At 69.8% G+C, this 25108-nt stretch carries 22 protein-coding genes; 16 read left to right on the top strand and 6 right to left on the bottom strand.

The features are described from left to right. Positions 1–28 precede the first annotated feature (28 nt). The 6 genes from GT347_RS26000 to GT347_RS25975 all read left to right on the top strand — a co-directional run bounded on the left by GT347_RS26000 (position 29) and on the right by GT347_RS25975 (position 6519). Positions 29–838 carry an aldolase/citrate lyase family protein gene (locus GT347_RS26000; protein ID WP_160554944.1) on the top strand — a complete coding sequence of 270 codons (810 nt, stop codon included), beginning with the start codon at positions 29–31 and terminating at the stop codon, positions 836–838. A 10-nt stretch (positions 839–848) separates the two neighbouring features. Further along, a complete protein-coding gene (gene araD / locus GT347_RS25995; RefSeq protein WP_160554943.1) occupies positions 849–2615 on the top strand; it encodes an L-arabinonate dehydratase in 1767 nt (588 codons plus the stop codon). 99 nt (positions 2616–2714) lie between these two features. After that, positions 2715–3953, top strand: a complete 1239-nt coding sequence (locus tag GT347_RS25990; protein WP_160554942.1) for a BaiN/RdsA family NAD(P)/FAD-dependent oxidoreductase — start codon at positions 2715–2717, stop codon at positions 3951–3953. 121 nt (positions 3954–4074) lie between these two features. Next, a complete protein-coding gene (gene rpsU / locus GT347_RS25985) occupies positions 4075–4287 on the top strand; it encodes a 30S ribosomal protein S21 (RefSeq protein ID WP_007833691.1) in 213 nt (70 codons plus the stop codon). Positions 4288–4413: 126 nt separating this feature from the next. Next, a complete protein-coding gene (locus tag GT347_RS25980; RefSeq protein WP_160554941.1) occupies positions 4414–4872 on the top strand; it encodes a GatB/YqeY domain-containing protein in 459 nt (152 codons plus the stop codon). Between the two features lie 156 nt (positions 4873–5028). Next, positions 5029–6519, top strand: coding sequence for a DUF6600 domain-containing protein (locus GT347_RS25975; RefSeq protein WP_160554940.1), 1491 nt, complete (start codon positions 5029–5031; stop codon positions 6517–6519). Between the two features lie 22 nt (positions 6520–6541). On the opposite strand, the gene pmbA is transcribed toward GT347_RS25975, so the two are convergent. Then, positions 6542–7939 (bottom strand): metalloprotease PmbA, encoded by a 1398-nt coding sequence (pmbA, locus tag GT347_RS25970; protein ID WP_160554939.1) that lies wholly within the window; start codon positions 7937–7939, stop codon positions 6542–6544. A gap of 101 nt (positions 7940–8040) precedes the next feature. On the opposite strand from pmbA, the gene yjgA reads away from it, so the two are divergent. From yjgA to GT347_RS25950, 4 genes are read left to right on the top strand one after another with little or no spacing between them, the layout of a single operon-like run. Next, positions 8041–8688: a ribosome biogenesis factor YjgA gene (gene yjgA / locus GT347_RS25965; protein ID WP_160554938.1), complete on the top strand. Its 648-nt coding sequence runs from the start codon at positions 8041–8043 to the stop codon at positions 8686–8688. Continuing rightward, complete coding sequence (mog, locus tag GT347_RS25960) at positions 8678–9262, top strand: molybdopterin adenylyltransferase (RefSeq protein WP_160554937.1); 585 nt, start codon at positions 8678–8680, stop codon at positions 9260–9262. The genes yjgA and mog overlap by 11 nt, the downstream gene beginning before the upstream one ends. A gap of 58 nt (positions 9263–9320) precedes the next feature. Then, a complete protein-coding gene (locus GT347_RS25955) occupies positions 9321–10292 on the top strand; it encodes a Bug family tripartite tricarboxylate transporter substrate binding protein (protein ID WP_160554936.1) in 972 nt (323 codons plus the stop codon). Positions 10293–10296: 4 nt separating this feature from the next. Beyond that, on the top strand, positions 10297–11820 hold the full coding sequence (locus tag GT347_RS25950; protein WP_160554935.1) for a M81 family metallopeptidase: 1524 nt from the start codon (positions 10297–10299) through the stop codon (positions 11818–11820). Positions 11821–11826: 6 nt separating this feature from the next. On the opposite strand, the gene cysE is transcribed toward GT347_RS25950, so the two are convergent. Beyond that, positions 11827–12603, bottom strand: a complete 777-nt coding sequence (gene cysE, locus GT347_RS25945) for a serine O-acetyltransferase (protein ID WP_160554934.1) — start codon at positions 12601–12603, stop codon at positions 11827–11829. A 31-nt stretch (positions 12604–12634) separates the two neighbouring features. Then, entirely contained in the window at positions 12635–13405 is a 771-nt protein-coding gene (locus GT347_RS25940; RefSeq protein ID WP_160554933.1) for an RNA methyltransferase, read from the bottom strand. A 121-nt stretch (positions 13406–13526) separates the two neighbouring features. Here GT347_RS25940 and GT347_RS25935 point away from each other — a divergent pair, with 121 nt between their 5' ends. From GT347_RS25935 to GT347_RS25920, 4 genes are all read left to right on the top strand, one after another. Further along, on the top strand, positions 13527–14486 hold the full coding sequence (locus GT347_RS25935; RefSeq protein WP_160554932.1) for an inositol monophosphatase family protein: 960 nt from the start codon (positions 13527–13529) through the stop codon (positions 14484–14486). A gap of 12 nt (positions 14487–14498) precedes the next feature. After that, positions 14499–16679 (top strand): FUSC family protein, encoded by a 2181-nt coding sequence (locus tag GT347_RS25930; RefSeq protein WP_229722536.1) that lies wholly within the window; start codon positions 14499–14501, stop codon positions 16677–16679. 67 nt (positions 16680–16746) lie between these two features. After that, a complete protein-coding gene (locus GT347_RS25925; protein ID WP_160554931.1) occupies positions 16747–17892 on the top strand; it encodes a mechanosensitive ion channel family protein in 1146 nt (381 codons plus the stop codon). Between the two features lie 224 nt (positions 17893–18116). Beyond that, positions 18117–19274, top strand: coding sequence for a hypothetical protein (locus GT347_RS25920; RefSeq protein ID WP_160554930.1), 1158 nt, complete (start codon positions 18117–18119; stop codon positions 19272–19274). 6 nt (positions 19275–19280) lie between these two features. Here the strand turns inward: GT347_RS25920 and dapD are convergent, their stop codons facing one another. Continuing rightward, positions 19281–20264, bottom strand: coding sequence for a 2,3,4,5-tetrahydropyridine-2,6-dicarboxylate N-succinyltransferase (gene dapD / locus GT347_RS25915; protein WP_160554929.1), 984 nt, complete (start codon positions 20262–20264; stop codon positions 19281–19283). Between the two features lie 158 nt (positions 20265–20422). On the opposite strand from dapD, the gene GT347_RS25910 reads away from it, so the two are divergent. Then, complete coding sequence (locus GT347_RS25910) at positions 20423–21448, top strand: protein-tyrosine phosphatase family protein (protein ID WP_229722535.1); 1026 nt, start codon at positions 20423–20425, stop codon at positions 21446–21448. Positions 21449–21458: 10 nt separating this feature from the next. On the opposite strand, the gene GT347_RS25905 is transcribed toward GT347_RS25910, so the two are convergent. Beyond that, positions 21459–21677, bottom strand: a complete 219-nt coding sequence (locus GT347_RS25905) for a hypothetical protein (protein WP_160554927.1) — start codon at positions 21675–21677, stop codon at positions 21459–21461. Positions 21678–21756: 79 nt separating this feature from the next. Beyond that, on the bottom strand, positions 21757–22110 hold the full coding sequence (locus GT347_RS25900) for a hypothetical protein (protein WP_229722534.1): 354 nt from the start codon (positions 22108–22110) through the stop codon (positions 21757–21759). A 353-nt stretch (positions 22111–22463) separates the two neighbouring features. On the opposite strand from GT347_RS25900, the gene mutS reads away from it, so the two are divergent. Continuing rightward, entirely contained in the window at positions 22464–25082 is a 2619-nt protein-coding gene (mutS, locus tag GT347_RS25895; protein ID WP_160555525.1) for a DNA mismatch repair protein MutS, read from the top strand. Positions 25083–25108 lie beyond the last annotated feature (26 nt).

The following is a 25108-nucleotide window of genomic DNA, read 5'->3' as shown; positions in this document are numbered from 1 at the left end:
AGCCGCCCCGCCTCCAAGGAAAGCACGCATGCCCTCCCCCAATCTCTTCAAGCGGGCCCTCGCCCGCAAGCAGGCGCAGATCGGCCTCTGGTCCACCCTGCCCTTTCCCTACGTCACCGAGCTGCTGGCGGGCGCCGGCTTCGACTGGCTGATGCTGGACACCGAGCACACCGCCAGCGACCCCGACCGGATGCAGCAGCAGCTGCAGGCGCTGGCGGCGGAACGCGACCGGCCCTCGTCGGCCGTGGTGCGGCCGCCCTGGAACGACACGGTGATGATCAAGCAGTACCTGGACATCGGCGCGCAGAGCCTGCTCCTGCCCTTCGTGCAGGACCGCGACGAGGCCGAGGCCGCCGTCGCCGCCACCCGCTATCCGCCGCAGGGCGTGCGCGGCATGGGCGGGACCATGCGCGCCTCGCGCTTCGGCCGGGACATGCGCTATGTGGCGCAGGCCGCCGAGGAGCTCTGCGTGCTGGTGCAGATCGAGACCGCCGAGGCGCTGGAGCGGCTGGAGGAGATCGCCGGGGTGGACGGCGTGGACGGCGTCTTCATCGGCCCGGCCGACCTGTCGGCCAGCATGGGCGTGGCCGGCGACATCCACCATCCGCGGGTGCGCGCCGCGATCGACGACGCCATCGGCCGCATCCTGGCCTGCGGCAAGGCGCCGGGCATCCTGATGCTGGACGAGAAACGCGCGCGGGAATGCCTGGACCTGGGCGCCCTGTTCGTCGCCGTCGGCACCGACCAGGTGCTGCTGCGCAAGTCCGCCGACGATCTCGCCCGGCGCTTCCAGCCCGCCGCACCGCCGGCCGCCACCACCCCACCTTCCACCTACTGAGAAAGCGGCCATGAGCAGCCCAGCATCGCGCCCACGCAAGACCGTCGAGGAACTCCGCAGCCACCGCTGGTTCGCCAGCGACGACATCCGCGGCTTCGCCCACCGCCAGCGCATGCAGCAGCAGGGGCTGGTGCGCGAGGAGTTCATGGGCCGGCCGGTGATCGGCATCGTCAACACCTGGAGCGATCTCTCGCCCTGCCACGCGCACCTGCGCGAGCGCGCACAGGCGGTCAAGCGCGGCGTGCTGCAGGCCGGCGGCTATCCGCTGGAGCTGCCGGCGCTGAGCCTGGGCGAGGTGATGGTCAAGCCCACCACCATGATCTACCGCAACCTGCTGGCCATGGAGACGGAGGAGCTGCTGCGCAGCCTGCCGATCGACGGCGTGGTGCTGATGGGCGGCTGCGACAAGACACCGCCGGCACTGGTGATGGGTGCGCTGTCCATGGACATTCCCGCCATCTTCCTGCCGGCCGGGCCGATGCTCAACGACCGCTACAAGGGCCAGGCCGTGGGCGCCGGAACCCACACCAAGAAGTTCTGGGCCGAGTACGCCATCGGCAACATCGACCGCAACGAATGGGTGGGCCTGGAAGCCCGCATGACCCGCACCACCGGTACCTGCAACACCATGGGCACGGCCAGCACCATGACCGCCATCGTCGAGGCGATGGGGCTGTCGCTGCCGGGCGCCATGAGCATCCCGGCGGTCGACGCGGCGCACAGCCGCATGGCCTGGCAATGCGGCGCGCGGGCGGTGGACATGGTGTGGGAAGACCTGAAACCCTCGCGCATCGTCACCCGGCAATCCTTCGTCAACGCCATCACCGCCTATGCGGCGCTCGGCGGTTCCACCAACGCCGCGGTGCACCTGCCGGCGATGGCCGGGCGCGCCGGCATCATGCTGGACCTCGAAGAGATGGACGCCATCGCCAGGCGCGTGCCGGTGATCGCCAACCTCTACCCCTCCGGCGAGAAGCTGATGGAGGACTTCTTCTATGCCGGCGGCCTGCCGGCGGTGCTGAACAAGATCCGCGATCACCTGGACCTGTCGGCCCTCACCGTCACCGGCAAGACCCTGGGCGAGGATATCGCCGGCTGGGCGGGCACCGAGGACGGCACCATCCTCGACCCGGCGCACCCGCTCAAGCAAGGCAGCGCCGAATGCCCAGAGGCCGGCATGACCCTGGCCGTTCTGCGCGGCAACCTCTGCCCGGACGGCGCGGTCATCAAGCCGTCCGCCGCCAGCCCGGAACTGCTGCGCCACGAAGGCCGGGCCCTGGTCTTCGACTCGAATGCCGAGATGCTCGCCGCCATGGACGATCCCGACCTGGAGGTCGACCGCGACACGGTGCTGGTGCTGCGCAATGGCGGCCCGATCGGCGGCCCGGGCATGCCCGAGTGGGGCAATCTGCCGATCCCCAAGAAGCTGCTGCGCCAGGGCGTGCGCGACATGCTGCGCATCTCCGACTCCCGCATGAGCGGCACCCACTACGGCACCTGCGTGCTGCATGTGGCGCCCGAATCGGCGGTCGGCGGCCCGCTGGCCCTGCTCCGGACCGGCGACACCGTCCGCCTCGACATCGGCGAGCGCCGGCTCGACATGCTGGTGAGCGAAGAGGAACTGGCCCGCCGCCGCGCCGCCTGGGTACGGCCGGTGTCCACCTACCAGCGCGGCTATACACGCATCTTCCAGGCCGAGGTCACGCAGGCCAACCTGGGCTGCGATTTCGCCAGCCTCGCGGGCAACGCGCCGACGCCGGAGCCGCCCATCTACTGATGGCGCGCACCGCGCCGGTCCGTGCCACGAAGGCCGGTTTACGATCCGCTCCCTGGCCGTCGAACCCCGTCGGCCTTTTTCATTGAAGAACACCCATCGATGCAGGATTTCGACGCCATCGTCATCGGCGCCGGCGCGGCCGGGCTTTTCTGCGCGGGCGTGGCGGCGCAGCGCGGGCTGTCGGTGCTGCTGATCGACCATTCGGCCAAGCTCGCCGAGAAGATCCGCATCTCCGGCGGCGGCCGCTGCAATTTCACCAACCGCGAGCTGGACCCGGCCACGCCGCAGCAGCATTTCATCGGCCAGAACCCGCATTTCTGCCGCTCGGCGCTGGCGCGCTACACGCCGGGCGACTTCATCGAGCTGGTGCGCAGGCACGGCATCCCGCACCACGAGAAACACAAGGGCCAGCTATTCTGCGACCGCTCGGCCGAGGACATCATCGAGATGCTGGTGGCCGAATGCGGCGGCGGCGCCTCCGGTGGCAGCGTGCTGCGCTGGATGGCCTGCGCGGTGAAGGCGGTGCGGCATTCCGATGCCGGCTACGAGGTCGATACGGACAACGGCCTGGCCCGGGCTCGACAGCTGGTGGTGGCGACCGGCGCGCTCTCCATCCCCAAGATCGGCGCGACCGACTTCGGTTTTCGGCTGGCCAAGCAGTTCGGGTTGCGTCTGGTCGAGCCGCGGCCCGGCCTGGTGCCGCTGACCTTCGACGGCGCCGGCTGGGCGCCCTTCGCGGGCCTTGCCGGGCTGGCGCTGCCGGTGCGGGTGTCGACCGGCAGTGGCAAGGCACGCACGGCCTTCCTGGAGGATCTGCTGTTCACCCACCGCGGGCTGTCCGGCCCGGCGATCCTGCAGATCTCGAGCTACTGGCAGGAAGGCACGCCCATCGCGGTGGACCTGGCGCCGGGCACCGACCTGGCCGGGCTGCTGGCACAGGCCAAGCAGTCCGGATCGCGCAAGAAGGCCATCAACGAACTCACCGCCTGGATGCCCTCGCGCCTGGCCGAGGCCTGGAGCGCGAACGACCCGGCCCTGCAGCGCCCCATCGTCGAGGCGCCGGACAAGGCGCTCAGCAGCCTCGCCCAACGCATCGCCCGCTGGGAACTGACGCCCAACGGCAGCGAGGGATACCGCAAGGCCGAGGTCACCGTGGGCGGGGTGGACACCCGCGACCTGTCATCCCAGACCATGGAGGCGCGCGCCCAGCCGGGGCTGTTCTTCATCGGCGAAGTGGTGGACGTGACCGGCTGGCTCGGCGGCTACAACTTCCAGTGGGCCTGGGCGAGTGCCCATGCCTGCGGACAAGCCTTGCAGCCCGCCAATCGCGCGCTATAATGGCGGGCTAATTTACCGGCAGACTCCCGGCGGCCTGATCAACCTTCAGCCGGGAAAAAATCGCCGAGCGGGCTCTCGATCCTCCTGCTGGCACCTCTTCAATAGAGAAACATTTAGAGTAATGACCACCATTCGAGTTAAAGAAAACGAGCCCTTCGACGTTGCCCTGCGCCGCTTCAAGCGCACCATCGAGAAACTGGGCCTGCTGACCGACCTGCGCGCCCGCGAGTTCTACGAAAAGCCCACCGCCGAGCGCAAGCGCAAGAAGGCAGCCGCCGTGAAGCGCCACTACAAGCGCGTTCGCAGCATGCAGCTGCCCAAGAAGCTCTACTGAGTCCAGTAAGCTTCACCGCCGCCGGCTCTGCAGCCGGCCGGCACGACCCGCACCAGGGACGCCAGGTGCGGGTTTTGTTTTTTCCGCTTCCCTTTTCTCTCGTCGCATCACACCAGGAAGAAAGCCATGACTCTCAAGCAACGCATCACCGACGACATGAAGACCGCCATGCGCGCCAAGGACAGCGAGCGCCTGGGCACCATCCGCCTGCTGCTGGCGGCGATGAAGCAGAAGGAAGTGGACGAACGCATCGAACTCGACGACGCCGCCGTGGTGGCCATCGTCGACAAGCTGCTCAAGCAGCGCAAGGATTCCATCGCCGCCTTCGAGCAGGCCGGCCGCCAGGACCTGGCCGACAAGGAAGCCAGCGAGTCCACCGTGCTGCAGGCCTACCTGCCCGCGCGCCTGTCGGCCGACGAGGTGAAGGCCGAGATCGCCACCGTGGTCGAGGCGCTCACCGCCGAACTGGGCCGCAAGCCGGCCGCCGCCGACATGGGCAAGGTCATGGGCGCGGCCAAGGCCCGGCTGGCGGGCAAGGCCGAGATGGGCCAGGTTTCGGCCGCCGTGAAGGCCGCGCTGGCCTGATGAGGCAAGGCGCCGGGCGTTACCGGCGCTTTCAAATGACGGGCCGGACAAACCCTGGCTTGGTTAACGTGGGCTATCTCTCGCGCGTTGCTCGTTGATATGTCCATCTCGATTCGATTCGCCCGTCTCGTCCGCCTCGCCGCCCTGGGTGCCCTCGTGCTCCAGGGCGTCGCCGTTTGGGCGCAGACGGATCCGGGCCCGCAGCGCATCGCCCGTTTCGAGGCGGTGGAAGGCAGCATCCAGTTCCAGTCCGCAGCCGACAACCAGACCCGGCTGGCCGATCCGCGCTGGCCGCTGGCCGCCGGCGACCGCGTCTGGGCCGCCGCCGGCAGCCGGGGCGAACTCAATGCCGGCGGCGCCATCGTGCGGGTGGGCGACGGCGCCGATATCACCTTCACCGCGCTGGACGAGCGCAATGCCCAGATCCGCCTGACCGCCGGCACCCTCGGTGTGGTGCTGCGCGACATTCCGCCCGGCGACCGTTTCGAGATCGACACCCCCAACCTCGCCGTGGTGCTGGACCGCCCCGGCCGCTGGCGGCTCGACGTGGACCCGCAGCGCAACACCACCCGCGTGACGGCCGAGCAGGGCTCGGGAACGCTCTACGGCGAGGGTGGCCAGCCCCTGGCCTTCAATGCGCCGCAAAGCCGCGAATATGCCTTCCGCAGCCTGGCGGGATCGCAGCCGCTGGCGCTGAACAGCGGAGACGCCTTCGACCGCTGGTCCAATGAGCGCGACCGCGCCCTGGCGCAATCGCCGTCCCTGCGCTACGCCTCGGCCGACATCCCCGGCGTGGCCCAGCTCGACGCCTATGGCGACTGGGGCAACGACCCGCGCTACGGCGCCATCTGGTACCCGCGCAGCGTGGCAGCCGACTGGGCGCCCTACCGCAACGGCCACTGGGAATTCATCCCGCCCTGGGGCTGGACCTGGGTGGACGACGCGCCCTGGGGCTTCGCACCCTTCCACTACGGCCGCTGGGAGCAGGCCGGCAACCGCTGGGGCTGGATTCCCGGCCCGCCGCAACGCCGCCAGCCCTATGCGCCCGCCCTGCCCTTCGGCGGCGCCCGGCCCAATATCCCGCAGGGCGTGCCGCCTGGTTTCCGCCCGCCGATGCAGCATCCGATGGCACCGCAGCGCATAGGCGCGCCGATCGAGCCCCTGGCCGACCAGGTGCGCCGCGACCAGTGGGAACGCACCCAGCGCGCGCAGCAGGACCAGCACCAGGCCGACATGCAACGCCAGCAGCAGATGCGCGAGGCGCAGCAGCGCTTCCAGCCCAGCTACGGGCAACGCCAGCTCGACGAGCAACGCCGGCAGATCGAGCAGCAGCAACAGCAGCAGATGTTCCAGCAACGCCATCAGCAGGAACAGCTGATGCGCCAGGACCAGCAGCAGCAGATGCAGCGCATGGCCGAGCAGCAGGCGCGCCAACGGCAGATCCAGCAGGACCAGATGCAGCGCCAGCCAATGCAGCCGGCGATGCAACCCCAGATGCCGCAGCGCATGCAGCCCCAGGCCCAGCCGCAAGTCCAGCCACAGGCGGCCCCGCAGGCGCCGATGATGCGGCAGGGCGGCGTTCAGAACCGCGGTGGTGGCGAGCCCGGCGGCCGGGGCTCGCATGGCGGCCCGCCGCCCAACCATTGAGGCGGCCGGGCCGGGCGCGGCCTCAGCTGCCGGCGACCTTCATCTTGTTGATGAGCACCGAGCCCACCGTCTTGGCGCCGTAGTTGTAGGCGTCCGCGCCGATGGCCTGGATGCCTTTGAACATGGTCTTCAGGTTGCCGGCGATGGTGATCTCCTGCACCGGGAAGGCGATCTCGCCCTTCTCCACCCAGAAGCCGCTGGCGCCGCGCGAATAGTCGCCGGTGACGTAGTTCACGCCCTGGCCCATCAGCTCGATGACGAACAGGCCGGTGCCCAGTTTCTTGAGCATGGCGTCCAGGTCGTCGCCGGCCCTGGTCTGCGTGGAACGCATCACCAGGTTGTGCGAGCCGCCGGCATTGCCGGTGGTCTTCATGCCCAGCTTGCGGGCGGAATAGGTGCTGAGGAAGTAGCCCTCGCAGCGGCCGGCATCGACCACGCGCCGGGCCTTGGTCGACACACCCTCCTCGTCGAAGGGCGAGCTGCCCTTGCCCTTCAGCAGGAAGGGGTCTTCCTCGACGAACACATGCTTGGGAAACACCGGCTTGCCCAGCGAATCCAGCAGGAAGGTGCTCTTGCGGTAGAGCGCGCCGCCGCTCACCGCCTGGGTGTAGGCGCCGAGCAGGCCGGCGGCCAGCGGCGACTCGAACAGCACCGGGCACTGCGTGGTCGGGATCTTGCGGGCCTTGAGCCGCGACAGCGCACGGGCGGCCGCGTAACGGCCCACCGATTCGGCGCTAGAGAGTTCGGCCGCATCGCGCATCGAGCTGTACCAGGCGTCGCGCTGCATGCCGTCGCCGCGGCCGGCGATGGGCGCCACCGAGATGCTGTGCCGCGAGCTGGCATAACCCCCGCGAAAGCCCCGGGTATGCGCCGAGAAGAAATGCGACTGCTGGGCCGACACGCCCGCGCCTTCGCTGTTGGTGATGCGTTTGTCGGCCGACAGCGCCGCGTGTTCGCAGGCGCGGGCCAGCTCGGCCGCCTTCTCGCTGTCGATCGCCCAGGGGTGGAACAGGTCCAGGTCGGGATGCTCGTGGGCGATGTCGGCCTCGTCGGGCAGGCCGGCCATCGGGTCTTCCGCGGTGAAGCGGGCGATGTCGTAGGCCGCCTGCACCGTCTGGGCGATGGCCGCGTCGGAGAAGTCGGAAGTGCTGGCATTGCCCCGGCGCTGGCCGAGGTAGACGGTCACGCCCAGGGACTTGTCGCGGTTGCGTTCCACCGTCTCCAGCTCCCCGCGCCGCACACTCACGCTGAGTCCGCAGCCTTCGGAGGCTTCGGCGCCCGCATCGGTCGCGCCGACCTTCTTGGCATGGGCCAGGGCCTTGTCGACGATGCCTTCGAAAAAGCCCCGGCTGTAGCTGAAACCATCGGTGCCGCCACCGGGCGTGGCCGCTGCGGCCGCTTGGGAGATCTTATGTTTCATGTCGAGGGCTATGATACTTGCCGCCCCCGACCCTGCCCTGGCACCCGGCTTTAGTCCGCCTGCCAGCCGTCGCGGCCCGCATTTTCTCTTCCCCTGGACCCATGTCACGCAAACCCAAGAAAGGCTACTTCGTTCGTGGCCAGTTCGTCGCCGAAGGCAGCGAACTCGACATCGAAATGAAAGCCGAGTTGAAGGGCACGGCAGACAGCAGCCGTACCGACCTCAAGCGCGAGAGCACCGAGCTGCAGCAGCTCGGCGAAGCGCTGCTCACCCTGGGCCAGGCGGCCCGCGCCGCCCTGCCCCTGCCCGAGCGCCTGTTCGACGCGCTGGAAGCCGCCCGCAAGATCACCAACTTCGAAGGCCGGCGCCGCCAGGGCCAGTTCATCGGCAAGCTGATGCGCAAGCTCGACGAGGAGCAGATCGCCGCCGTGCGCGCCGCGCTCGATGTGCAAAAACGCGGCTCGGCCGAGGAAGCCGCCCTGCTGCACGAGGCCGAAGGCTGGCGCAACACGCTGATCGAGGGCGACGAAGCGGTACAGCGCTGGATCGAGGCCTATCCCGACACCGACATCCAGCAGCTGCGCGCCCTGGTGCGCCAAGCCCGCAAGGACGCGGTGCCCGAGAAGCCGGGCCTGGCGCCACGCCACGGCCGCGCCTACCGCGAGATCTTCCAGCTGGTGCGCAGCGCCATGAAGGGCGATGCCGGCACCGACGAGGCCGATGCGCCGGAGCCGGACGATGACGACTGACGCGGTCACCATCGGCATCGTCTCGGTCAGCGACCGCGCCTCCACCGGCGTGTACGAGGACCAGGGCCTGCCCGCCCTGCGCGAATGGCTGCAGCGCGCGCTGAAGAATCCGATCACCTTCGCCTCGCGCCTGATCCCCGACGAGCAGGCCACCATCAGCGCCGCCCTGGTCGAACTGGTGGATGCCAACTGCTCGCTGGTGCTGACCACCGGCGGCACCGGCCCCGCGCCGCGCGACGTGACGCCCGAGGCGACGCTCGCCATCGCCGACAAGGAACTGCCCGGCTTCGGCGAGCAGATGCGCCAGATCGGCCTGGCCTTCGTGCCCACCGCCATCCTGTCCCGCCAGGTCGGCGTGGTGCGCGGCCGCAGCCTGATCCTCAACCTGCCGGGCCAGCCCAAGGCCATCGCCGAGACGCTCGAAGGCCTGAAGAATCCGGATGGTTCCCAGCGCGTGCCCGGCATCTTCGCGGCGGTGCCCTACTGCATCGACCTGATCGGCGGGCCTTATCTCGAAACCGACGACGCGGTGTGCAAGGCCTTCCGGCCCAAGTCGGCCATCCGCGCCCGCTGAGCGCCCGGGCGCGGCAAGCGGGCACGGAAATTTCATGCGGAACCTTCCTATGAAAAACATGACCCGACTCAAGGCCACCCTGGCCGGCGCCCTGCTGACACTTTCCACCCTCTCCGCCCACGCCCAGGCCGCCTGGCCGGAACGCGGCATCACCATCCTGCTGCCGACGGCCGCCGGCAGCTCCTTCGATGTGAATGTGCGCCGCTTCGCCGAGCTGCTCTCGCGCTCGCTCGGCCAGCCGGTGGTGATCGACAACCGCGCGGGCGCCGGCAGCGCCATCGCCCTGGCCGCCGTGGCGCGCGCCAAGCCCGACGGCTACACGCTGGGCGTGGGCAACGCGGCCGGGCTGGCGATCACGCCCGAACTCAATGCCAAGCCCGGCTACGACACGGCCAGCTCCTTCGAATACATCGGCCGCTTCACCCGCCAGGCCAACATCCTGGTGGTGCGCAAGGACCTGCCGGTCAACAGCGTGGCCGAGCTGACGGCCTATGCCAAGAAACATCCGGGCGAGCTGTCCATGGGCTCGCAGGGCACCGGCAGCACCGGCCACCTGAGCGGCGAGATCTACAAGACGCTGGCCGGCATCGACTTCGTGCACGTGCCCTACAAGGGCGGCCCGCAGGCCATCCAGGACCTGCTGGGCGGACGCGTGGACTTCATCTTCGAGAACACCTCCACCATCGAGCCGCAGATCACCAGCGGCCATGTGAAGGCCCTGGCCGTGACCTCGCGCGACCGCGCCGCCATCTTCCCCAAGCTGCCCACCATGGACGAGGCCGGCGTGAAGGGCTACGAGGCCGTCTCCTGGACCGCCCTGCTGGCGCCGGCCGGCACGCCGCAGGCCATCGTGGAGCGGCTCAATGCCGAACTCAACAAGGCCTTCGCCGATCCGGGCTTCCAGAAATTCCTGGCCGACCGCGGCACCATCCTCGACGGCGGCAGCAGCGCCGCCGCGCGCGAATTCGCCCGCACCGAACGCGCCAAGTGGGGCGCTGTCATCAAGGCCAGCAAGATCACCGCGGACTGATGCCATGACCCGGGGCCCGCGCATCGCCATCCTGTCCTTCCACCTGGAGTCCAACGCCTTCTCGCCGCCCAGCCGGCTGGAGGATTTCCGCCAGCTCTGCTGGCTGGAGGGCGAGGCGGTCAGCGAACACGCCCGGCGCCTCAACCACATGCCGAGCGAGATCACCGGCTTCTATGCCCGCATGGACGCGGCCGGCCCCTGGCAGCCGCTGCCGCTGGTGATCGCTGCCGCGCCGCCGGGCGGGCCGGTGGACGAGCCGACCTGGCAGCTCTTCCTCGACACCGCCACGGCCCGGCTGCGCGCGGCCCTGCCGGTGGACGCCGTCTACCTCGGCAACCACGGCGCGGCTTCCGGCCTGGGCCAGGGCGACACCGAGGCCGAGCTGATGGATGCCGTGCGCGCCATCGTCGGCCCCGAGGTGCCGCTGATCGCCAGCTACGACCTGCACTGCAATATCTCCGACCGGGTGATCCACGCACTGGACGGCCTCTTTCCCTACCGCACCAATCCCCATGTGGACCTGCGCCAGCGCGCCGCCGATGCGGCGGATGCGATCCTGGCCTGCCTGGGCGGCGAGCGCCTGCAGCTGCGCCATGTGCGCCTGCCCTTCACGCCGCCCTCGGTCACGCTGCTGACCGCACGCGGCCCCTTTGCGGACGCCATCGGCTGGGCCGATACGCTGCTGCGCGAGGACACCAGCGGCGAGCTGGTGGATGTATCGGTCACCGGCGGCTTCGTGTTCTCCGACGTGCCGCAGTGCGGCATGTGTGTCAGCGTGACCACACGCGGCGATCCGCTGCATGCCGAGCGCACCGCGCAGGCCCTGGCGCGGCGCATCTGGGAGGACCGGCACCGTTATCTGGTCGTCACCTCGACGGTGGACGAGGCCGTGGCGCAGGCCAGGACCTCGACCGTTCCCCTGCTCTTCGCCGACGTGGCCGACAACCCCGGCGGCGGCGGTGGCGGCAATACCGTCGGGCTGATGAAGGCCTTCCACGAAGCGCGCATTCCGGGCGTGGTGCTGGGTGTCTTCATCGACGCCGATGCCGTGCAGCAGGCCGTCGCGGCCGGCGTCGGCGGCACGGCCGAACTCGTCTTCAACCGCATGCCCTCGCTCTTCGCCGACACCTATGCCGCCACGGCGCGGGTACTGATGCTGAGCGACGGCGAAGGCACCGGCCGGCGCGGCATCCTGAAGGACCGCCGTTTTTCGCTCGGCGCCAGCGCGCTGGTCGAGCTGCTGCCCTCGGGCATGCGGGTGCTGGTGTCCAGCCTGCGGCGCCAGCTGTCGGAGCCGGCCATGCTGGAGATGCACGGTATCGACATCGCCGCCGCCCGGGTGCTGATCGTCAAGAGCAGGGGCCACTACCGCGCAGGCTTCGACGAGTTCTTCAGCGACGACCGCATCGTGGACGTGGACAGCGACGGCCTGACCACCCCCAACCTGGCGCGTGTGCCCTTCCGCCATCTGCCCCGCCCGGTGTTCCCGCTGGACGCGGACACCGCCTGGCCCGCCAGCGCCGGCTGAGAAAGCCTACTTGCCGACCAGCTCGTTGAGCTTGGCGGCCTCGAAGCTCTCGGTCCGCGCCGCGCCGGCCGGCACGCAGCAGGGCTCCTCGCTGCGGCGGTCGGACAGGGCCTGGATCGCGTTCCACAGCAGCGCGATCTGGTGCTCCTGCGCACCGGCGTTGTCGATCAGGCCGCGCATGGCCTGGCTCAGTGGATCGTCCTGCGCCGTCACGCCGTAGGCCGAGAAACCCAGCTTGGCGGCGGTCGCCTCGCGACGGCCTTCGGCGCCCGAGCGGATGATGCGCGCCGGAATGCCGATGGCCGTGGCGCCCGCCGGCACCGGCTTGATCACCACCGCGTTGGCGCCGATGCGGGCGCCGTCGCCCACGGTGAAGCCGCCCAGCACCTTGGCGCCGGCGCTCACCACCACGTCGCGGCCCAGCGTGGGATGGCGCTTGGAGCCCTTGTAGAGCGAGGTGCCGCCCAGCGTCACGCCCTGGTAGATGGTGCAGCCGTCGCCGATCTCGGCCGTCTCGCCGATCACCACGCCCATGGCGTGGTCGAAGAAGACGCGCTCGCCGAGCTTGGCGCCCGGATGGATCTCGATGCCGGTGAGGAAGCGGCTGAAGTTCGAGATGAAGCGCCCCAGCCAGGGCAGGCCGTGGTGCCAGCACCAGTGCGCGGGCCGGTGCAGCATCACCGCATGCAGGCCCGGATAACAGGTCAGCACCTCCCAGCGGCTGCGCGCGGCCGGGTCGCGGTCGAGGATGCACTGGATATCGGAGCGGAGGCGGTCGAACATCGTTCAGGTCATAAGCAGAGGCAGAAACAGTCTATAGCTTCGATTCGCCGTCTGCCGGCGCCGGCTTCGCCGGACTTGGCGCCATCATGGCCTTGGCGATGCCGCGCAGGATGTGGATCTCCTCCTCGGTGGGCTGGGCGCGGTGGAAGAGCTGCTGCAGGCGCGGCATCAGTTTCTTGGGCGCGGCGGGGTCGAGGAAGCCGATGTCGACCAGGGCGCGCTCCCAGTGTTCCAGCATGCCGTTGAGCTGGCGCGCATCGGCCCGCTGCGATTCCCGTGCGGCCACCGGAGTCGCATCGCCGAAGCCGCCGAGCGCCTGGCGCCATTCATAGGCGATCACCTGCACCGCAGCGCCCAGGTTGAGCGAGCCGAACTTGGCATCGGTCGGAATCGTCAGCGCCACATGGCAGCGGTAGACATCCTCGTTGCGCATGCCGAAGCGTTCGCTGCCGAAGAGAAAGGCCACGCCCTTCTCGCCCGTGCTTTCGGCATTCGCGGCGAGGGCCGGCAGATGCTCGCGCGGCGTGCTGGTGGGCGGGCCGAAATCGCGGCCGATCATGGCGGTGGCGCAGAGGTGGGTGATGCCGTCCAGCGCCTCGTCCAGGGTCTCGACGATGCGGGCATTGTTCAACACATCCAGGGCGCCGCTGGCGCGCTGTATGGTCTCCTCGCGGCGCAGCACATTGGCCCAGCGCGGGGCGACCAGCACCAGGTCGGTGAAGCCCATGGTCTTCATCGCGCGGGCGGTCGCGCCGACGTTGCCGGCATGGCTGGTATGGATGAGAACGAAGCGGGTATGCATGGAGGAAAGGGGCGAGGCGGCGCGGCCGGCTAAAATCCTCGCATTGTCGCCGCCTGCATCGCCAGGCATGCCCGCCCCCCGGCCCGTCTCGCGGCCGCACCAGCGCCACTTTCTTTCTCACATGTCGACGAACCTGCATCCCATGCTCAACGTGGCCATCAAGGCCGCACGCGCCGCTGGCGCCATCATCAACCGCGCCGCGCTCGACGTCGAATCCGTGCGCGTGTCGCAGAAGCAGGTCAACGACTTCGTGACCGAGGTGGACCACGCCGCCGAGGCGATCATCATCGAGACCCTGCTCACCGCCTATCCCGGCCACGGCATCCTGGCCGAGGAAACCGGCTCGCAGCATGGGGCGCAGGATTCGGAATTCGTCTGGATCATCGATCCGCTGGACGGCACCACCAACTTCATCCACGGCTTCCCGGTCTACTGCGTGAGCATCGCCCTGTCGGTGCGCGGCAAGATCGAGCAGGCCGTCGTGTACGACCCCACCCGTAACGACCTGTTCACCGCCACCAAGGGCCGCGGCGCCTATGTGAACGAGCGGCGCATCCGGGTCTCCAAGCGCACCCGCCTGGAGGAATCGCTGGTCTCCACCGGCTTCCCCTTCCGTCCGGGCGACAACCTGCGCCGCTACCTGAAGATCATGGGCGAGGTAATGGAACGCACGGCCGGCGTGCGCCGCCCGGGCGCTGCTGCGCTGGACCTGGCCTATGTGGCCGCCGGCTTCACCGACGGTTTCTTCGAGACCGGCCTCTCGCCCTGGGACGTGGCCGCTGGCTCGCTGCTGGTGACCGAGGCCGGCGGCCTGGTCGGCAACTTCACCGGCGAGGCCGATTTCCTCGATCAGAAGGAATGCCTGGCCGGCAACCCGCGCATCTATGCGCAGCTGGTCGGCCTGATCGGCAAGTACTCCAAGTTCGCGGGTGTGGACGACAAGCGCCTGGCCGGCGACCTCGCCGCCGCCGTCGAGGAAACCCCGGCCGCCGCGGATGGCGCCGAGGCCCCGTCCGCCGAAGCCGCGCCCGCACCCAAGCGCGCCCCCCTGCGCGTACGCAAGCCCACCGGGGACGCCTGACCTGCGCAGGTCGTGGCCGAACATCTTCGTAAGCTGAGGACGGCGCTGCTGCGGCACGCCGAATCCTGGAGCCTGTGGCGCGCCGCGCGGCGGCGCGTCTGGAAGCTCATGTTCTCGGTGCTCGGGCCGCATGTCACCAATGGCCTCTCGGTGGCCATCGGGCTGATCGGCACGGCCCTCATCCTCTACGCGATCGGCGGGCTGACCGCGGCGGCCACGGCCGGTGTCGGCATCCTGATCGCCACCATGGCCGACCTGCCGGCCCAGAAGCACCACAAGCTGCAGCAGATGCTGCCCGGGCCGCTGCTGGGCGTGCCGCTGTTCCTGGCGATGCAGCTCTCGCACGACTCGATACAGCAGCAGGCCATGGTGCTGATCTGCGGCTCCTTCGTCTCCTTCCTGGCGATGGCCTGGGGCAAGCGCGGCGGGCCGGTCAGCGCCGGCATGATGTTCTCCATGGTCTTCGCCCTGGCCGAGCAGCCGCCGCGCGGGCTGTTCGAGGCGCTGCACCGCACCGGCTGGTTCGCGCTGGGGGCGGGCATCTACGTGGTGTACGGCGTGGTGTCCAACGGGCTGCTCAACGGCCTGTACCGCAACCAGCTGCTGGCCGATGCGATCAAGGGCTTCGCCGGCATCCTGCGCACCCAGGCGCGGCGCTTCGACGGCCATGTGCATGCCGGCGGCGTGATGTCGGACATGCTGACGCAGCAGGCCGCGCTGGCCGATGCGCTGCAGTCGGCACGCGACCTGGTGCTGGAATCGCCCCGCACGCCCGCCCGCCAGCGCCGCGCCGCCATCCTGATGGCCTTGCTCGATGCCCGCGACCACCTGCTGGCCTGCGACCTCGACATCGACGCCCTGGCCCGTCAGGGCGAGAACGCCACGGTGCAGCCCGCCTTGCGCGATGCCCTGCTGTTTCGCGCCCGCCAGCTCGAAACCCTGGCCACCGCCCTGCTGCTGGGCCGCGGCGCGCCGGCCCAGCCCCTGCCCTACCGGCCGATTCCGGAGATCACCGCGCCGGACAACTCCGCCCTGCGCGAAGTGATCGCCCGGGTCGCCACCATCGCTTCCGAGGTCGACCGCATGTACGCCCTGGCGCACGGCGAACTCAAGGCCGACATCGCCGCGGTGCGCGAGACCTGGCAGCTCTTCATCAGCGCCACCACTTGGAGCTGGATGCCGCTGCGTTCGCTGCAGGGCTGGTATGCGCCCACGTTGCGCTACGCGCTGCGCGGCTCGCTGGCGATCGCCATCGGCTACCTGGTGTCGCAGCACCTGCCCTGGGCGGCGCATCCCTACTGGGTGCTGGCCACCATCGTGGTGGTGTTGCGGGCCAGCCTGGCGCAGACCCTGGAGCGGCGCAACGCACGGATCGCCGGCACCATCTTCGGCTGCGTGCTGGTGATGGTGGTGCTGGCGGAGCATCCGGCGCCGCAGGTGGTGCTGGGGGTGATCGCGCTGTCTTCGGCCGTGGCCCATGCCTTCGTGGTGCGGCGCTACTTCATCACTTCCGTGGCGGCCACGCTGCTCGGGCTGATGCAGGCGCATCTGCTGGCCGCCGATGTGCATCCTGTCTTCGCGGCGGCCGAACGCATCGCCGATACGGTGATCGGCGCCCTGATCGCCTGGGGCTGCAGCTATGTGCTGCCGGTGTGGGAAAAAAGCTCGGTGCCGCAGATGGTGCAGCGCGCCCTGGCGGCGCAGTCCCGCCATGCCGAGCTGGCGCTGGTGCCGGCCAGCACCACCTCGCCCGACCTGCAGTGGCGGCTGGCCCGCCGCGAGGCCTACGACAGCCTGTCGGCCCTGGTGCAGGCCACGGCGCGCAGCCGCTCCGAACCGCGTGCGGTGCAGCCGGCTCTTGAACCTCTGGAAACACTGCAGGCACTCAGTTATCACATGCTTGCGCACCTGACCGCGGTGAAGTCGATGCTGCAGCTGCGGCGTGGCCAGCTCGACATGGCCGTGGCGGAGCCGGCACTCGCCGCCGCCGCTGCGGCGATCGCCAGGGCCCTCACCGGCAGCGAGCCGGCGGCGCCGCGGCGCTCGCGGGCGGCCACCGTCGATCCGTCGCAGGCGCGTCCGCCGGACATGCTGGCGGCCGATCTCACGCCCTGGCTGCTGGAGCGCCTGGCGGTGTCGCAAAGCCTGGCGGCGCAGATGCGCGCCGCGGCAGATCTGAGCAGCGGCTCCTGACGTACCGGACCACACGGGCGCAGGCGGCCGCGTCCGTATTGCGCTTGATATTCAGGAGGAAAGCCGCATGCCCGATCTCTCGGACTATTCACCGTGGATCGCCACGGCCATCGCAGCCATCATCGCGGTGCTGGTCGCCCTGCTGGTGCACCGGGTGGCCGCCATGGTGTTGCTGCGCGCCACGCAGCCGGCGCCGACCATCCACGCCATGGTGCGCGCCTGCCAGCGCCCCACCCGGCTGCTGCTGCCGGTGCTGGCCCTGCAGGTGGTGTGGCAGGCCGCCAGCGACGACATGCGTTTCATCCTCGGCATCCGCCATCTCAACGGGCTGGTGCTGATCGTCAGCATCACCTGGCTGCTGATCAGCGCCATCGACGGCCTGGCGGCCGGCATCATCGCCCAGCACCCGGCCGATGTGGACGACAACCTGCAGGCCCGCCGCATCCACACCCAGGCCCGGGTGCTGTCGCGCAGCGCCATGCTGGTGGTGGCGGTGGCCGGCGCGGCCATGATGCTGATGACCTTTCCCGGCGCCCGGCAGGTGGGCGCGAGCCTGCTGGCCTCGGCCGGGGTGATCGGCATCGTGGCGGGTCTTGCCGCCAAGCCGGTGTTCAGCAACCTGATCGCCGGGCTGCAGATCGCCCTGGCCCAGCCGATCCGCATCGACGACGTGCTGATCGTGCAGGGCGAATGGGGCCGGGTGGAGGAGATCACCGGCACCTACGTGGTGCTGAAGATCTGGGACGACCGGCGGCTCATCATCCCGCTGCAGTGGTTCATCGAGAACCCCTTCCAGAACTGGACCCGCACCGGCTCGCAGCTGCTGGGCTCGGTCTTTCTGAACGTGGATTTCCGCATGCCGGTGGCACCCCTGCGCGCCGCCCTGGAAAAGATGATGCCCGGCTATCCCGAATGGGACCGGCGCTTCTTCAACGTGCAGGTGACCGACGTCACCGAGCAGACCATGCAGCTGCGCATCCTGTGCACCGCGCAGAGTTCCAGCAAGGCCTTCGACCTGCGCTGCAAGATCCGCGAGGACATGATCGCCTACATGCAGAAGGAGTACCCGCAGTACCTGCCGACCATGCGCATCCTCAACGAGAAGGACGTGGCCAGCGGCGTGGTGCAGGTGCCGCCGGAGCCCGAGGTGCGGCCCGCGACCGACCGGTCCGAGGCTGGCATCACCGCCGCGCCGAGCGCGCCCGACCGCTGAGCGGCAAGCCCCGCGAAAGCCTTCGCCCGGTGTGACAAGAATGCGCACGCAGCGCCACAAGCACGGCTGGATACAGCCAGCTTAGTGGCTTTACGCCTCCCGGCCAGACGCCTGTGCTCCCCATCCGAATGCCGTGCCCAGCCCCGGCCCTACCTTGCGATTCTTCCGATCCATCCGGGCCGGCGAGCCCGGACAGGCTGCCGCAGGAAGTCCACGCCGAAGTCGTGCAATACCTCGACGCCCGCAGCTGCGCCACTTATTGCGCCGCCGTCTTTCGCGTGCCCGGCGGCAGGCAGCTGCAGCGCCGTCCGGAAGTGCGCGCCGCCCGCTACCGGGCCGACGCCCTGCGCCAGGGCGCCGCCGGCATACCGGCCTTTCTGCGGCGTGCCCTCACGCAGGTGGAGACCGGCGATCTCCATCCGGTCCTGGCCAACGCCATCGCACGCCTGGCCGCGGAGATGTGGCGGCGCAGGCAGCGGCCCACGCGCCATGGGGTGGCCGGCCTGGCCGCATCGCTGCGGCTCTGCCTGGAACATTCGCAGCGCCTGTCCTGCGACGCGAAGGCCGACATCTGCCTTCGGCTGACGCAGGTGATGCACCGCATGCGCGACACCTGCTGGGATTTCACCGACGGCGACTTCTTCGCCAGCCTGCTGCGCGGCCTGCCCGGGCTTTCGCACGACGGGCGCGAGGCGGTGATCATGAACTTCCACGACCCGGATTTCGGCTCGGACCTCCTGCTCGATCACCTGGACGACCGCCGCATCGACGAGGACGAGAAAGCGGACTTGAGCCAGCGCCTGCTGGATTTCACCGCCGACAGCCATGCCGCGCGCGGCGCCCTGCTCGAAGCCCTGCTCTCGTCCTTCACGCGGCGCCCGCATGCCCGGCCCGGCCATCTCGCCGAGGTGGTGAAGACACTGCTGGATACGCCGGACGAGCCGGTGCTGCAGGACAACCTGTGCCGGCTGGCCGAACTGAAATGGCAGAACTGCGATCCCCGGCTGAGGGCGGCCGGCGCCACCGTCCTCGGCATGGTGCTGGACCGGGTGCACGGCACCGGCCTGGCCGGCAGCCACCTGGTGCTGTATTTCACGCAGCTGCTGCGCACGCTCGATCCGCAGCAGGCCCAGGTGTTCTTCCCGCGGCTGCTGGAATGCGCCCAGCAGCCTCCGCACTGCAAGCCGGCACTGGCGCAACTGTCGGCCCTGCTGCTGCGCCTGCCGGCCGAAGCGCGCCCGCAGGCGCTGGACGACTGGCTGCGCGCCGTGCGCATCCTGCCGCCGGCGCTGCGGCACTCCGTCTGCTGGCAGCTGCTGAACCGGCCCGGCTGCCACGGCGCCTTCGACGCGTCGCAGCGGGCGAGGATCAACCGCGCATGAGGTGGCTCAGTTCTTGTGCAGCTCGGCGTTCAGCGCGCCCCAGACCTCGGTGCGGCCGATCGCCTGGATCGCGCCGGTCTGCGAGTGGCGGCGCAGGAGCAGGCCGGACTGGCCCGACAGCGTCAGCGCCTTGACCACCGAGCCGTCCGGCATGGTGACGCGGGTGCCGCCGGTGACATAGCAGCCGGCTTCCACCACGCAGTCGTCGCCCAGCGAGATGCCGATGCCCGAGTTGGCGCCCAGCAGGCAGCGCTTGCCCACCGAGATCACCTGCGTGCCGCCGCCCGACAGCGTGCCCATGATGGAGGCGCCGCCGCCGATGTCGCTGTAGTCGTCCACCACCACGCCGGCGCTGATGCGGCCTTCGACCATGGAAGCGCCCAGCGTGCCGGCGTTGAAGTTGCAGAAGCCTTCGTGCATGACCGTGGTGCCGGATGCCAGGTGCGCGCCCAGGCGAACCCGGTCCGCATCGGCGATACGCACGCCCGAGGGGATGACGTAGTCGGTCATGCGCGGGAACTTGTCCACGCTGTGCACGGTGAAGGGCAGGCGGCTGGCGCGCGCGCGGCCGCGCACCTGCTCCAGGCCTTCGACGGCGCAGGGGCCGAGCGAGGTCCAGACCACATTGGCCAGCTTGCCGAAGATGCCGGTCAGGTTCTGCTGGTGCGGCCGCACCAGGCGGTGGCTCAGCAGGTGCAGTCGCAGGTAGGCGTCATGCGCATCGGCCGGCGGCTCGGCCAGCGAGGCCACGGTGGTGCGCACCGCGATCACCTCGACGCCGCGCAGCGGGTCGGTGCCCAGCGCCTGGGCGGCATCGCCCAGGGCCTGCGCCGCTTCGTCGGCCGACAGGCGCTGGCTGCCGGAGGCGCCGGGCGCATCGGCCAGGGCGGGCTGGGGGAACCAGGTGTCGAGCACCGTGCCGTCTGCGGCGAGGGTGGCGAGTCCGACTGCGAAGGCGCCGCGGGTGAGGAAGGAGCTGGGAGTGGTCATGGCAACAAGGCTTGCGATGTATCCGCGCGGGAGCTGGGCCTGCACGGAGATGGGAAAGGGCGAACCGCCGATTATCGCGGGACGAAGCAGTTCGTTTTCCCGGCGTTCCTGTCGCCTTCGCGTCGGACCGCATCGGATCGCCGATGCATCCTCGCGGAATGTTTCTGCGACCGATCCTCCAACCCATTCGCCGCGTTCTTCACCTGAACGAATCCAAGGGCCTGCCCCAGCGCGTATCGGGCAAGCCACCACGGCCGCCGACCGGCGCGCAGGTCCCGGGCGCCTGGCACCACCAGGCCCTGCTGCGAGGCCCGCAGCCAAAGCCACCCTCCGCCCGCGTCTTCGCGGTGCCCGAACAGGCCACGGCGCTGCAGGGTGCCACCGGTTTCGCGCGCAAGATGGCCATACGGCCCGAGCTGCAGACCGTGCATGGCGGCGATCTGCAGGAGCTGCGATACCGCGGCCGGGTCTGGGGCACCATGACTCGCTACCCGGAGACCACCGCCGAATTCGCCGCCCTGCTGGACAAGGCACGCCGCGGCAGCCGCCACGTCATCAACCTGATGAATGCGGGCGACATGGGGATCCGGCAATACCAGGTCGAAAAGCTGCCCGAGCGCCAATGGGCGCGGGTCGGCCACCTGAAAGTCTGCAAGATCAGTGAACCCGCCCGTGAGCTCGGCTCCAACGGCTTCGGCCGGCAACTGATCCACGAGCCCGCCACGCTGCTGGTGTACGACCCGCTAGACCCCAAGGCGGGCTGCACCCGCGTGCAATACGACGGTTATCGCAACTGGCGGGACCGCAGCACCCTGCCCGATGCCACCTTCGCAGCCTTGATGCGTTCCCAGCGAAGGGGCCGGGGCCCGGACCGGCCCATCGTGCATTGCGCGGGCGGCATCGGCCGCACCCTGACCGTGCTGGTACCCCACGCTTTTGCCGACTATCTCGCCGAGGCCCGGCGGCGCGGCCACATGGTCACGCACCATGATGCCGATGCATTCATCACCGGCATCGTGCAGGCGGCGCGCGATATCCGCGGCAATTTCGTATTACCCGACGAGCACCAGCGCAAGACCCTCTACCGCTGGTGCGAGCAGGCGCTTGCGCGGCACCAGCGCGCTTTCCGCCACGACCCGAGACGCCATGGCCCGACAGGCCGCGTGGCGACCTCTGCCCGCTGACCGGAAGCTTTCAGCCGAGCGCCATGCCGGCGCTCTCCGCAGCGCGGATGGAGGACACCAGGGCTTCGTGGTCGCAGCGTTCGCCGCGCGGCGCCAGCACCGTGCCGCTGGCGATCACGGAGAACCGGCCACCCGAGTGACGCTCGAGCACACGCCAGCTGCGCCCGCCGCCGGCGATGGCATGGGTTTCGACCTCGTAGCGGAAACGGTCTGGATGATGAGTGTGCATGGCACCCCTCCTGCGATGTGGTGGGCGCAAGTGTCTTGTTGCCAAGCTGCCTGCGGCCTGACTCTTTTTTAACTTTTTGCTACCTTTTTGCGCAACGCGAGCCGGACCTCGGGCTCCGTTCCGCCATGCCGCGGTGGGCTGCCGGCGCATGGAAGGCGTCGACCATGTCCCAGCGCTGCTGCACCGCGAGCGCCGCGCGGTTCAGCGCATGGAACAGATCGGCGGAGACAGGGGGAAGAATGATCAGCTGCCAGTTGCTCTGCGCGTCCAGCTCGCCATCGCCGGTGGCGAAACGCCGGCTGGGGGCGAACTGCACCTCGCTCAGGGCCTGGGCCTTGCGGGGACTTTCGGCGAAGACCAGCCGCCGGATCTCGCCGACGATCTCGTCCTGGCTCTTTCTTGCTTTCTGCGCTGCGCCGGTCTGCATTTCCATACTCACCAAAAAAGGGTGAATGCATGGTGCCGCAGTCCAGTGCTTATGGTTAACGATTGCAGATACGGCAATCGCGCCTAGCGTGGAATATTTAACAGGTGTATCCAAAAGCCGCACCGACATCGGCCACCGCCGCCAGGCCGCCCCCTCCACGATAATGCGCGCTTTGCTCCGGCGCCCCGCCTAGGCGGTGCCGGCGCTGACCCTGCCGCGATGCCGCCGGCGCAGGCCTCCCCCCGAATCCATCCATGCATCTGTCCGAACCGATTTCCACTGGCCCGTTCAAGGAAGTGGAAGAAAGCTCCGTCATCCGCCAGGCGCTGGCGAACGGCGATTTCTCGGCCCACACGCCGATGATGGCCCAATACCTTCGCTTGAAAGCAGACTTCCCCGAGACCCTGCTCTTCTACCGGATGGGCGATTTCTACGAGATGTTCTGGGAAGACGCGGAGCGGGCCGCCCGCCTGATCGACCTGACGCTCAGCCGCCGCGGCCAGTCGGCCGGCTATTCGATCTCCATGGCCGGCGTGCCCTATCACGCGGTCGACACCTACCTCGCCAAGCTGATACGCCTGGGCGAGTCGGTCGCCATCTGCGAGCAGGTGGGCGAAGTGGGCGCCGGCAAGGGGCCGGTGGAGCGCAAGGTGGTGCGGGTCGTCACGCCCGGCACGCTGACCGATACCGAGCTGCTGCAGGACAAGTCCGAAGCCGTGCTGCTGGCGGTGCACCCGGGCAGCCGCAACCGCGTGGGGCTGGCCTGGATGTCTGTCACCCAGGGCGAGATCCAGCTGGCCGAATGCGAGAACGATGCGCTCGACAACTGGATCGCCCGCATCGCCCCCAGCGAAGTGCTCTACAGCGCCGACGAGGCGAGCGCCACCGCACGCCAGCTGCAGGCCACCCGCCGCGCCCTGCCCTTCGCCGTCACCGCCCGGCCGGAATGGCAGTTCGACAGCGCCCTCGGCTACGCCCGGCTGCAGGAACAGCTCGGCACCCGCGGCCTGGGCGCCTGGGGCGCCGACGACCTGCCCCAGGCCCATGCCGCCTGCGCCGCGCTGCTGGCCTTCGCCGAGCACACCCAGGGCCGCGCGCTGGGCCATGTGGCCAGCCTGCGGGTGCACCGCGACGACGAGCTGATCGAGCTGCCCGCCATCACCCGCCGCAACCTGGAACTCACCAAGACCCTGCGCGGCGAGGACACGCCCACCCTGTTCTCCCTGCTCGACACCTGCATGACCGGCATGGGCAGCCGGGCCCTGCGCGGCTGGCTGCTGGAGCCGCGGCGCGAGCGCACCCAGGCCAGCCGCCGGCTGCAGGCCATCGCCGCCCTGCGCGGCGAGCATGGCGCCGGCCCCTTCAGCCGCCTGCGCGAGCAGTTGAAGGGCATGGCCGATGTGGAACGCATCACCGCCCGCACCGCCCTGCGCCAGGTGCGTCCGCGCGAGCTGGTGGCCCTGGCGCAGTCGCTGCAGAAGACCGAACGCATCGCCGCCGCCCTGCCCACCGAGGCCCAGCTGCTGGCCGATGCCGCGCTGGACCTGGTGCCGCCGCCGGAGATCGCCGCCCTGCTGCAGCGCTCCATCCAGCCCGAGCCGGGCGCCATGGTGCGCGACGGCGGCGTCATCGCCGACGGCTTCGACGCCGAACTCGATGAGCTGCGCGCCATCCAGACCAACTGCGACGGCTTCCTGCTGGAACTCGAAACCCGCGAACGCGCCCGCACCGGCATCGCCAACCTGCGGGTGCAGTTCAACCGGGTGCACGGCTTCTACATCGAGGTGACGCAGGGCCAGCTCGACCGGGTGCCCGGCGACTACCGCCGCCGCCAGACGCTGAAGAACGCCGAGCGTTTCATCACGCCCGAACTGAAGACCTTCGAGGACAAGGCCCTGTCCGCCCAGGAGCGCGCCCTGGCCCGCGAAAAGCTGCTCTACGAACAGCTGCTCGACGCCCTGCAGCCGCATGTGCCGGCGCTCGGCCGCGCCGCCCGCAGCCTGGCCGCGGTGGACGTGCTCTGCACCCTGGCCGAACGCTCGCTCACGCTGGGCTGGTGCCCGCCGGAGTTCACCCGCGAGCCCTGCATCGAGATCGAGGCCGGCCGCCATCCGGTGGTGGAAGCCCGCCTGGCCGAAGGCTTCGGCGGCAGCAGCCAGCGCGCGGCCAACTTCATCGCCAACGACACCCGGCTGGGCGCGAAGCAGCGCATGCAGGTCATCACCGGCCCCAACATGGGCGGTAAATCGACCTATATGCGGCAGGTGGCGCTGATCGTGCTGTTGGCTTCGGTCGGCAGCTATGTGCCGGCCACCCGCTGCCGGCTGGGGCCCATCGATGCGATCCACACCCGCATCGGCGCGGCCGACGACTTGGCCAATGCGCAGTCGACCTTCATGCTGGAGATGACCGAGGCCGCGCAGATCCTGCATGCCGCCACACCGCACAGCCTGGTGCTGATGGACGAGATCGGCCGCGGCACCAGCACCTTCGACGGCCTGGCCCTGGCCGCCGGCATCGCCGCCCACCTGCACGACAAGGCGCAGTGCTTCACCCTGTTCGCCACCCACTACTTCGAGCTGACGGAGTTTCCGGCCAAGCACCATGCGGCCATCAATGTGCATGTGAGTGCGGCCGAGACACCCGGCTCGCCGCGCAGCGCCGGCGGCATCGTCTTCCTGCACGAGATCCAGCCCGGCCCAGCCAGCCGCAGCTACGGCATCCAGGTGGCACGGCTGGCCGGCATGCCCACCGGGGTGCTGGCCCATGCCCGCGGCGCGCTCGCGTCGCTGGAGGAAAACGCCGGCGCCCAGCAGGCCCAGGCCGACCTGTTCGCCGCACCGCTGGTTACCGAGACCGACGGGCCCAGCGCCTTAGAATCCCGGCTCCACGAGATCGACCCCGACGCACTGACGCCACGGGAAGCGCTCGATGCCCTCTACGCCCTGAAGAAGCTGGCGCAACGCGACAGCCGCTGACCCGCATCCGGCCGGCCCCACCGGCC

Source organism: Xylophilus rhododendri (assembly GCF_009906855.1).
Classification (GTDB): Bacteria; Pseudomonadota; Gammaproteobacteria; order Burkholderiales; family Burkholderiaceae_C; genus Xylophilus; species Xylophilus rhododendri.
Note: the sequence above shows the minus strand (reverse complement) of the source record. Positions and strands in the feature narration are given on the sequence as shown.

What these genes read in the sequence shown, in the direction of transcription:
- GT347_RS26000 (WP_160554944.1), top strand. Translation starts at nt 29, where the DNA reads ATGCCCTCCCCCAATCTCTTCAAGCGGGCCCTCGCCCGCAAGCAGGCG.
- GT347_RS25990 (WP_160554942.1), top strand. Translation starts at nt 2,715, where the DNA reads ATGCAGGATTTCGACGCCATCGTCATCGGCGCCGGCGCGGCCGGGCTT.
- yjgA (WP_160554938.1), top strand. Translation starts at nt 8,041, where the DNA reads ATGTCACGCAAACCCAAGAAAGGCTACTTCGTTCGTGGCCAGTTCGTC.
- GT347_RS25905 (WP_160554927.1), bottom strand. Translation starts at nt 21,677, where the DNA reads ATGCACACTCATCATCCAGACCGTTTCCGCTACGAGGTCGAAACCCAT.
- rpsU (WP_007833691.1), top strand. Translation starts at nt 4,075, where the DNA reads ATGACCACCATTCGAGTTAAAGAAAACGAGCCCTTCGACGTTGCCCTG.
- GT347_RS25900 (WP_229722534.1), bottom strand. Translation starts at nt 22,110, where the DNA reads ATGGAAATGCAGACCGGCGCAGCGCAGAAAGCAAGAAAGAGCCAGGAC.
- dapD (WP_160554929.1), bottom strand. Translation starts at nt 20,264, where the DNA reads ATGACCACTCCCAGCTCCTTCCTCACCCGCGGCGCCTTCGCAGTCGGA.
- GT347_RS25980 (WP_160554941.1), top strand. Translation starts at nt 4,414, where the DNA reads ATGACTCTCAAGCAACGCATCACCGACGACATGAAGACCGCCATGCGC.
- GT347_RS25925 (WP_160554931.1), top strand. Translation starts at nt 16,747, where the DNA reads ATGCCCGATCTCTCGGACTATTCACCGTGGATCGCCACGGCCATCGCA.
- mutS (WP_160555525.1), top strand. Translation starts at nt 22,464, where the DNA reads ATGATGGCCCAATACCTTCGCTTGAAAGCAGACTTCCCCGAGACCCTG.
- GT347_RS25910 (WP_229722535.1), top strand. Translation starts at nt 20,423, where the DNA reads ATGTTTCTGCGACCGATCCTCCAACCCATTCGCCGCGTTCTTCACCTG.
- mog (WP_160554937.1), top strand. Translation starts at nt 8,678, where the DNA reads ATGACGACTGACGCGGTCACCATCGGCATCGTCTCGGTCAGCGACCGC.
- cysE (WP_160554934.1), bottom strand. Translation starts at nt 12,603, where the DNA reads ATGTTCGACCGCCTCCGCTCCGATATCCAGTGCATCCTCGACCGCGAC.
- GT347_RS25935 (WP_160554932.1), top strand. Translation starts at nt 13,527, where the DNA reads ATGTCGACGAACCTGCATCCCATGCTCAACGTGGCCATCAAGGCCGCA.
- araD (WP_160554943.1), top strand. Translation starts at nt 849, where the DNA reads ATGAGCAGCCCAGCATCGCGCCCACGCAAGACCGTCGAGGAACTCCGC.
- GT347_RS25955 (WP_160554936.1), top strand. Translation starts at nt 9,321, where the DNA reads ATGACCCGACTCAAGGCCACCCTGGCCGGCGCCCTGCTGACACTTTCC.
- GT347_RS25940 (WP_160554933.1), bottom strand. Translation starts at nt 13,405, where the DNA reads ATGCATACCCGCTTCGTTCTCATCCATACCAGCCATGCCGGCAACGTC.
- pmbA (WP_160554939.1), bottom strand. Translation starts at nt 7,939, where the DNA reads ATGAAACATAAGATCTCCCAAGCGGCCGCAGCGGCCACGCCCGGTGGC.
- GT347_RS25950 (WP_160554935.1), top strand. Translation starts at nt 10,297, where the DNA reads ATGACCCGGGGCCCGCGCATCGCCATCCTGTCCTTCCACCTGGAGTCC.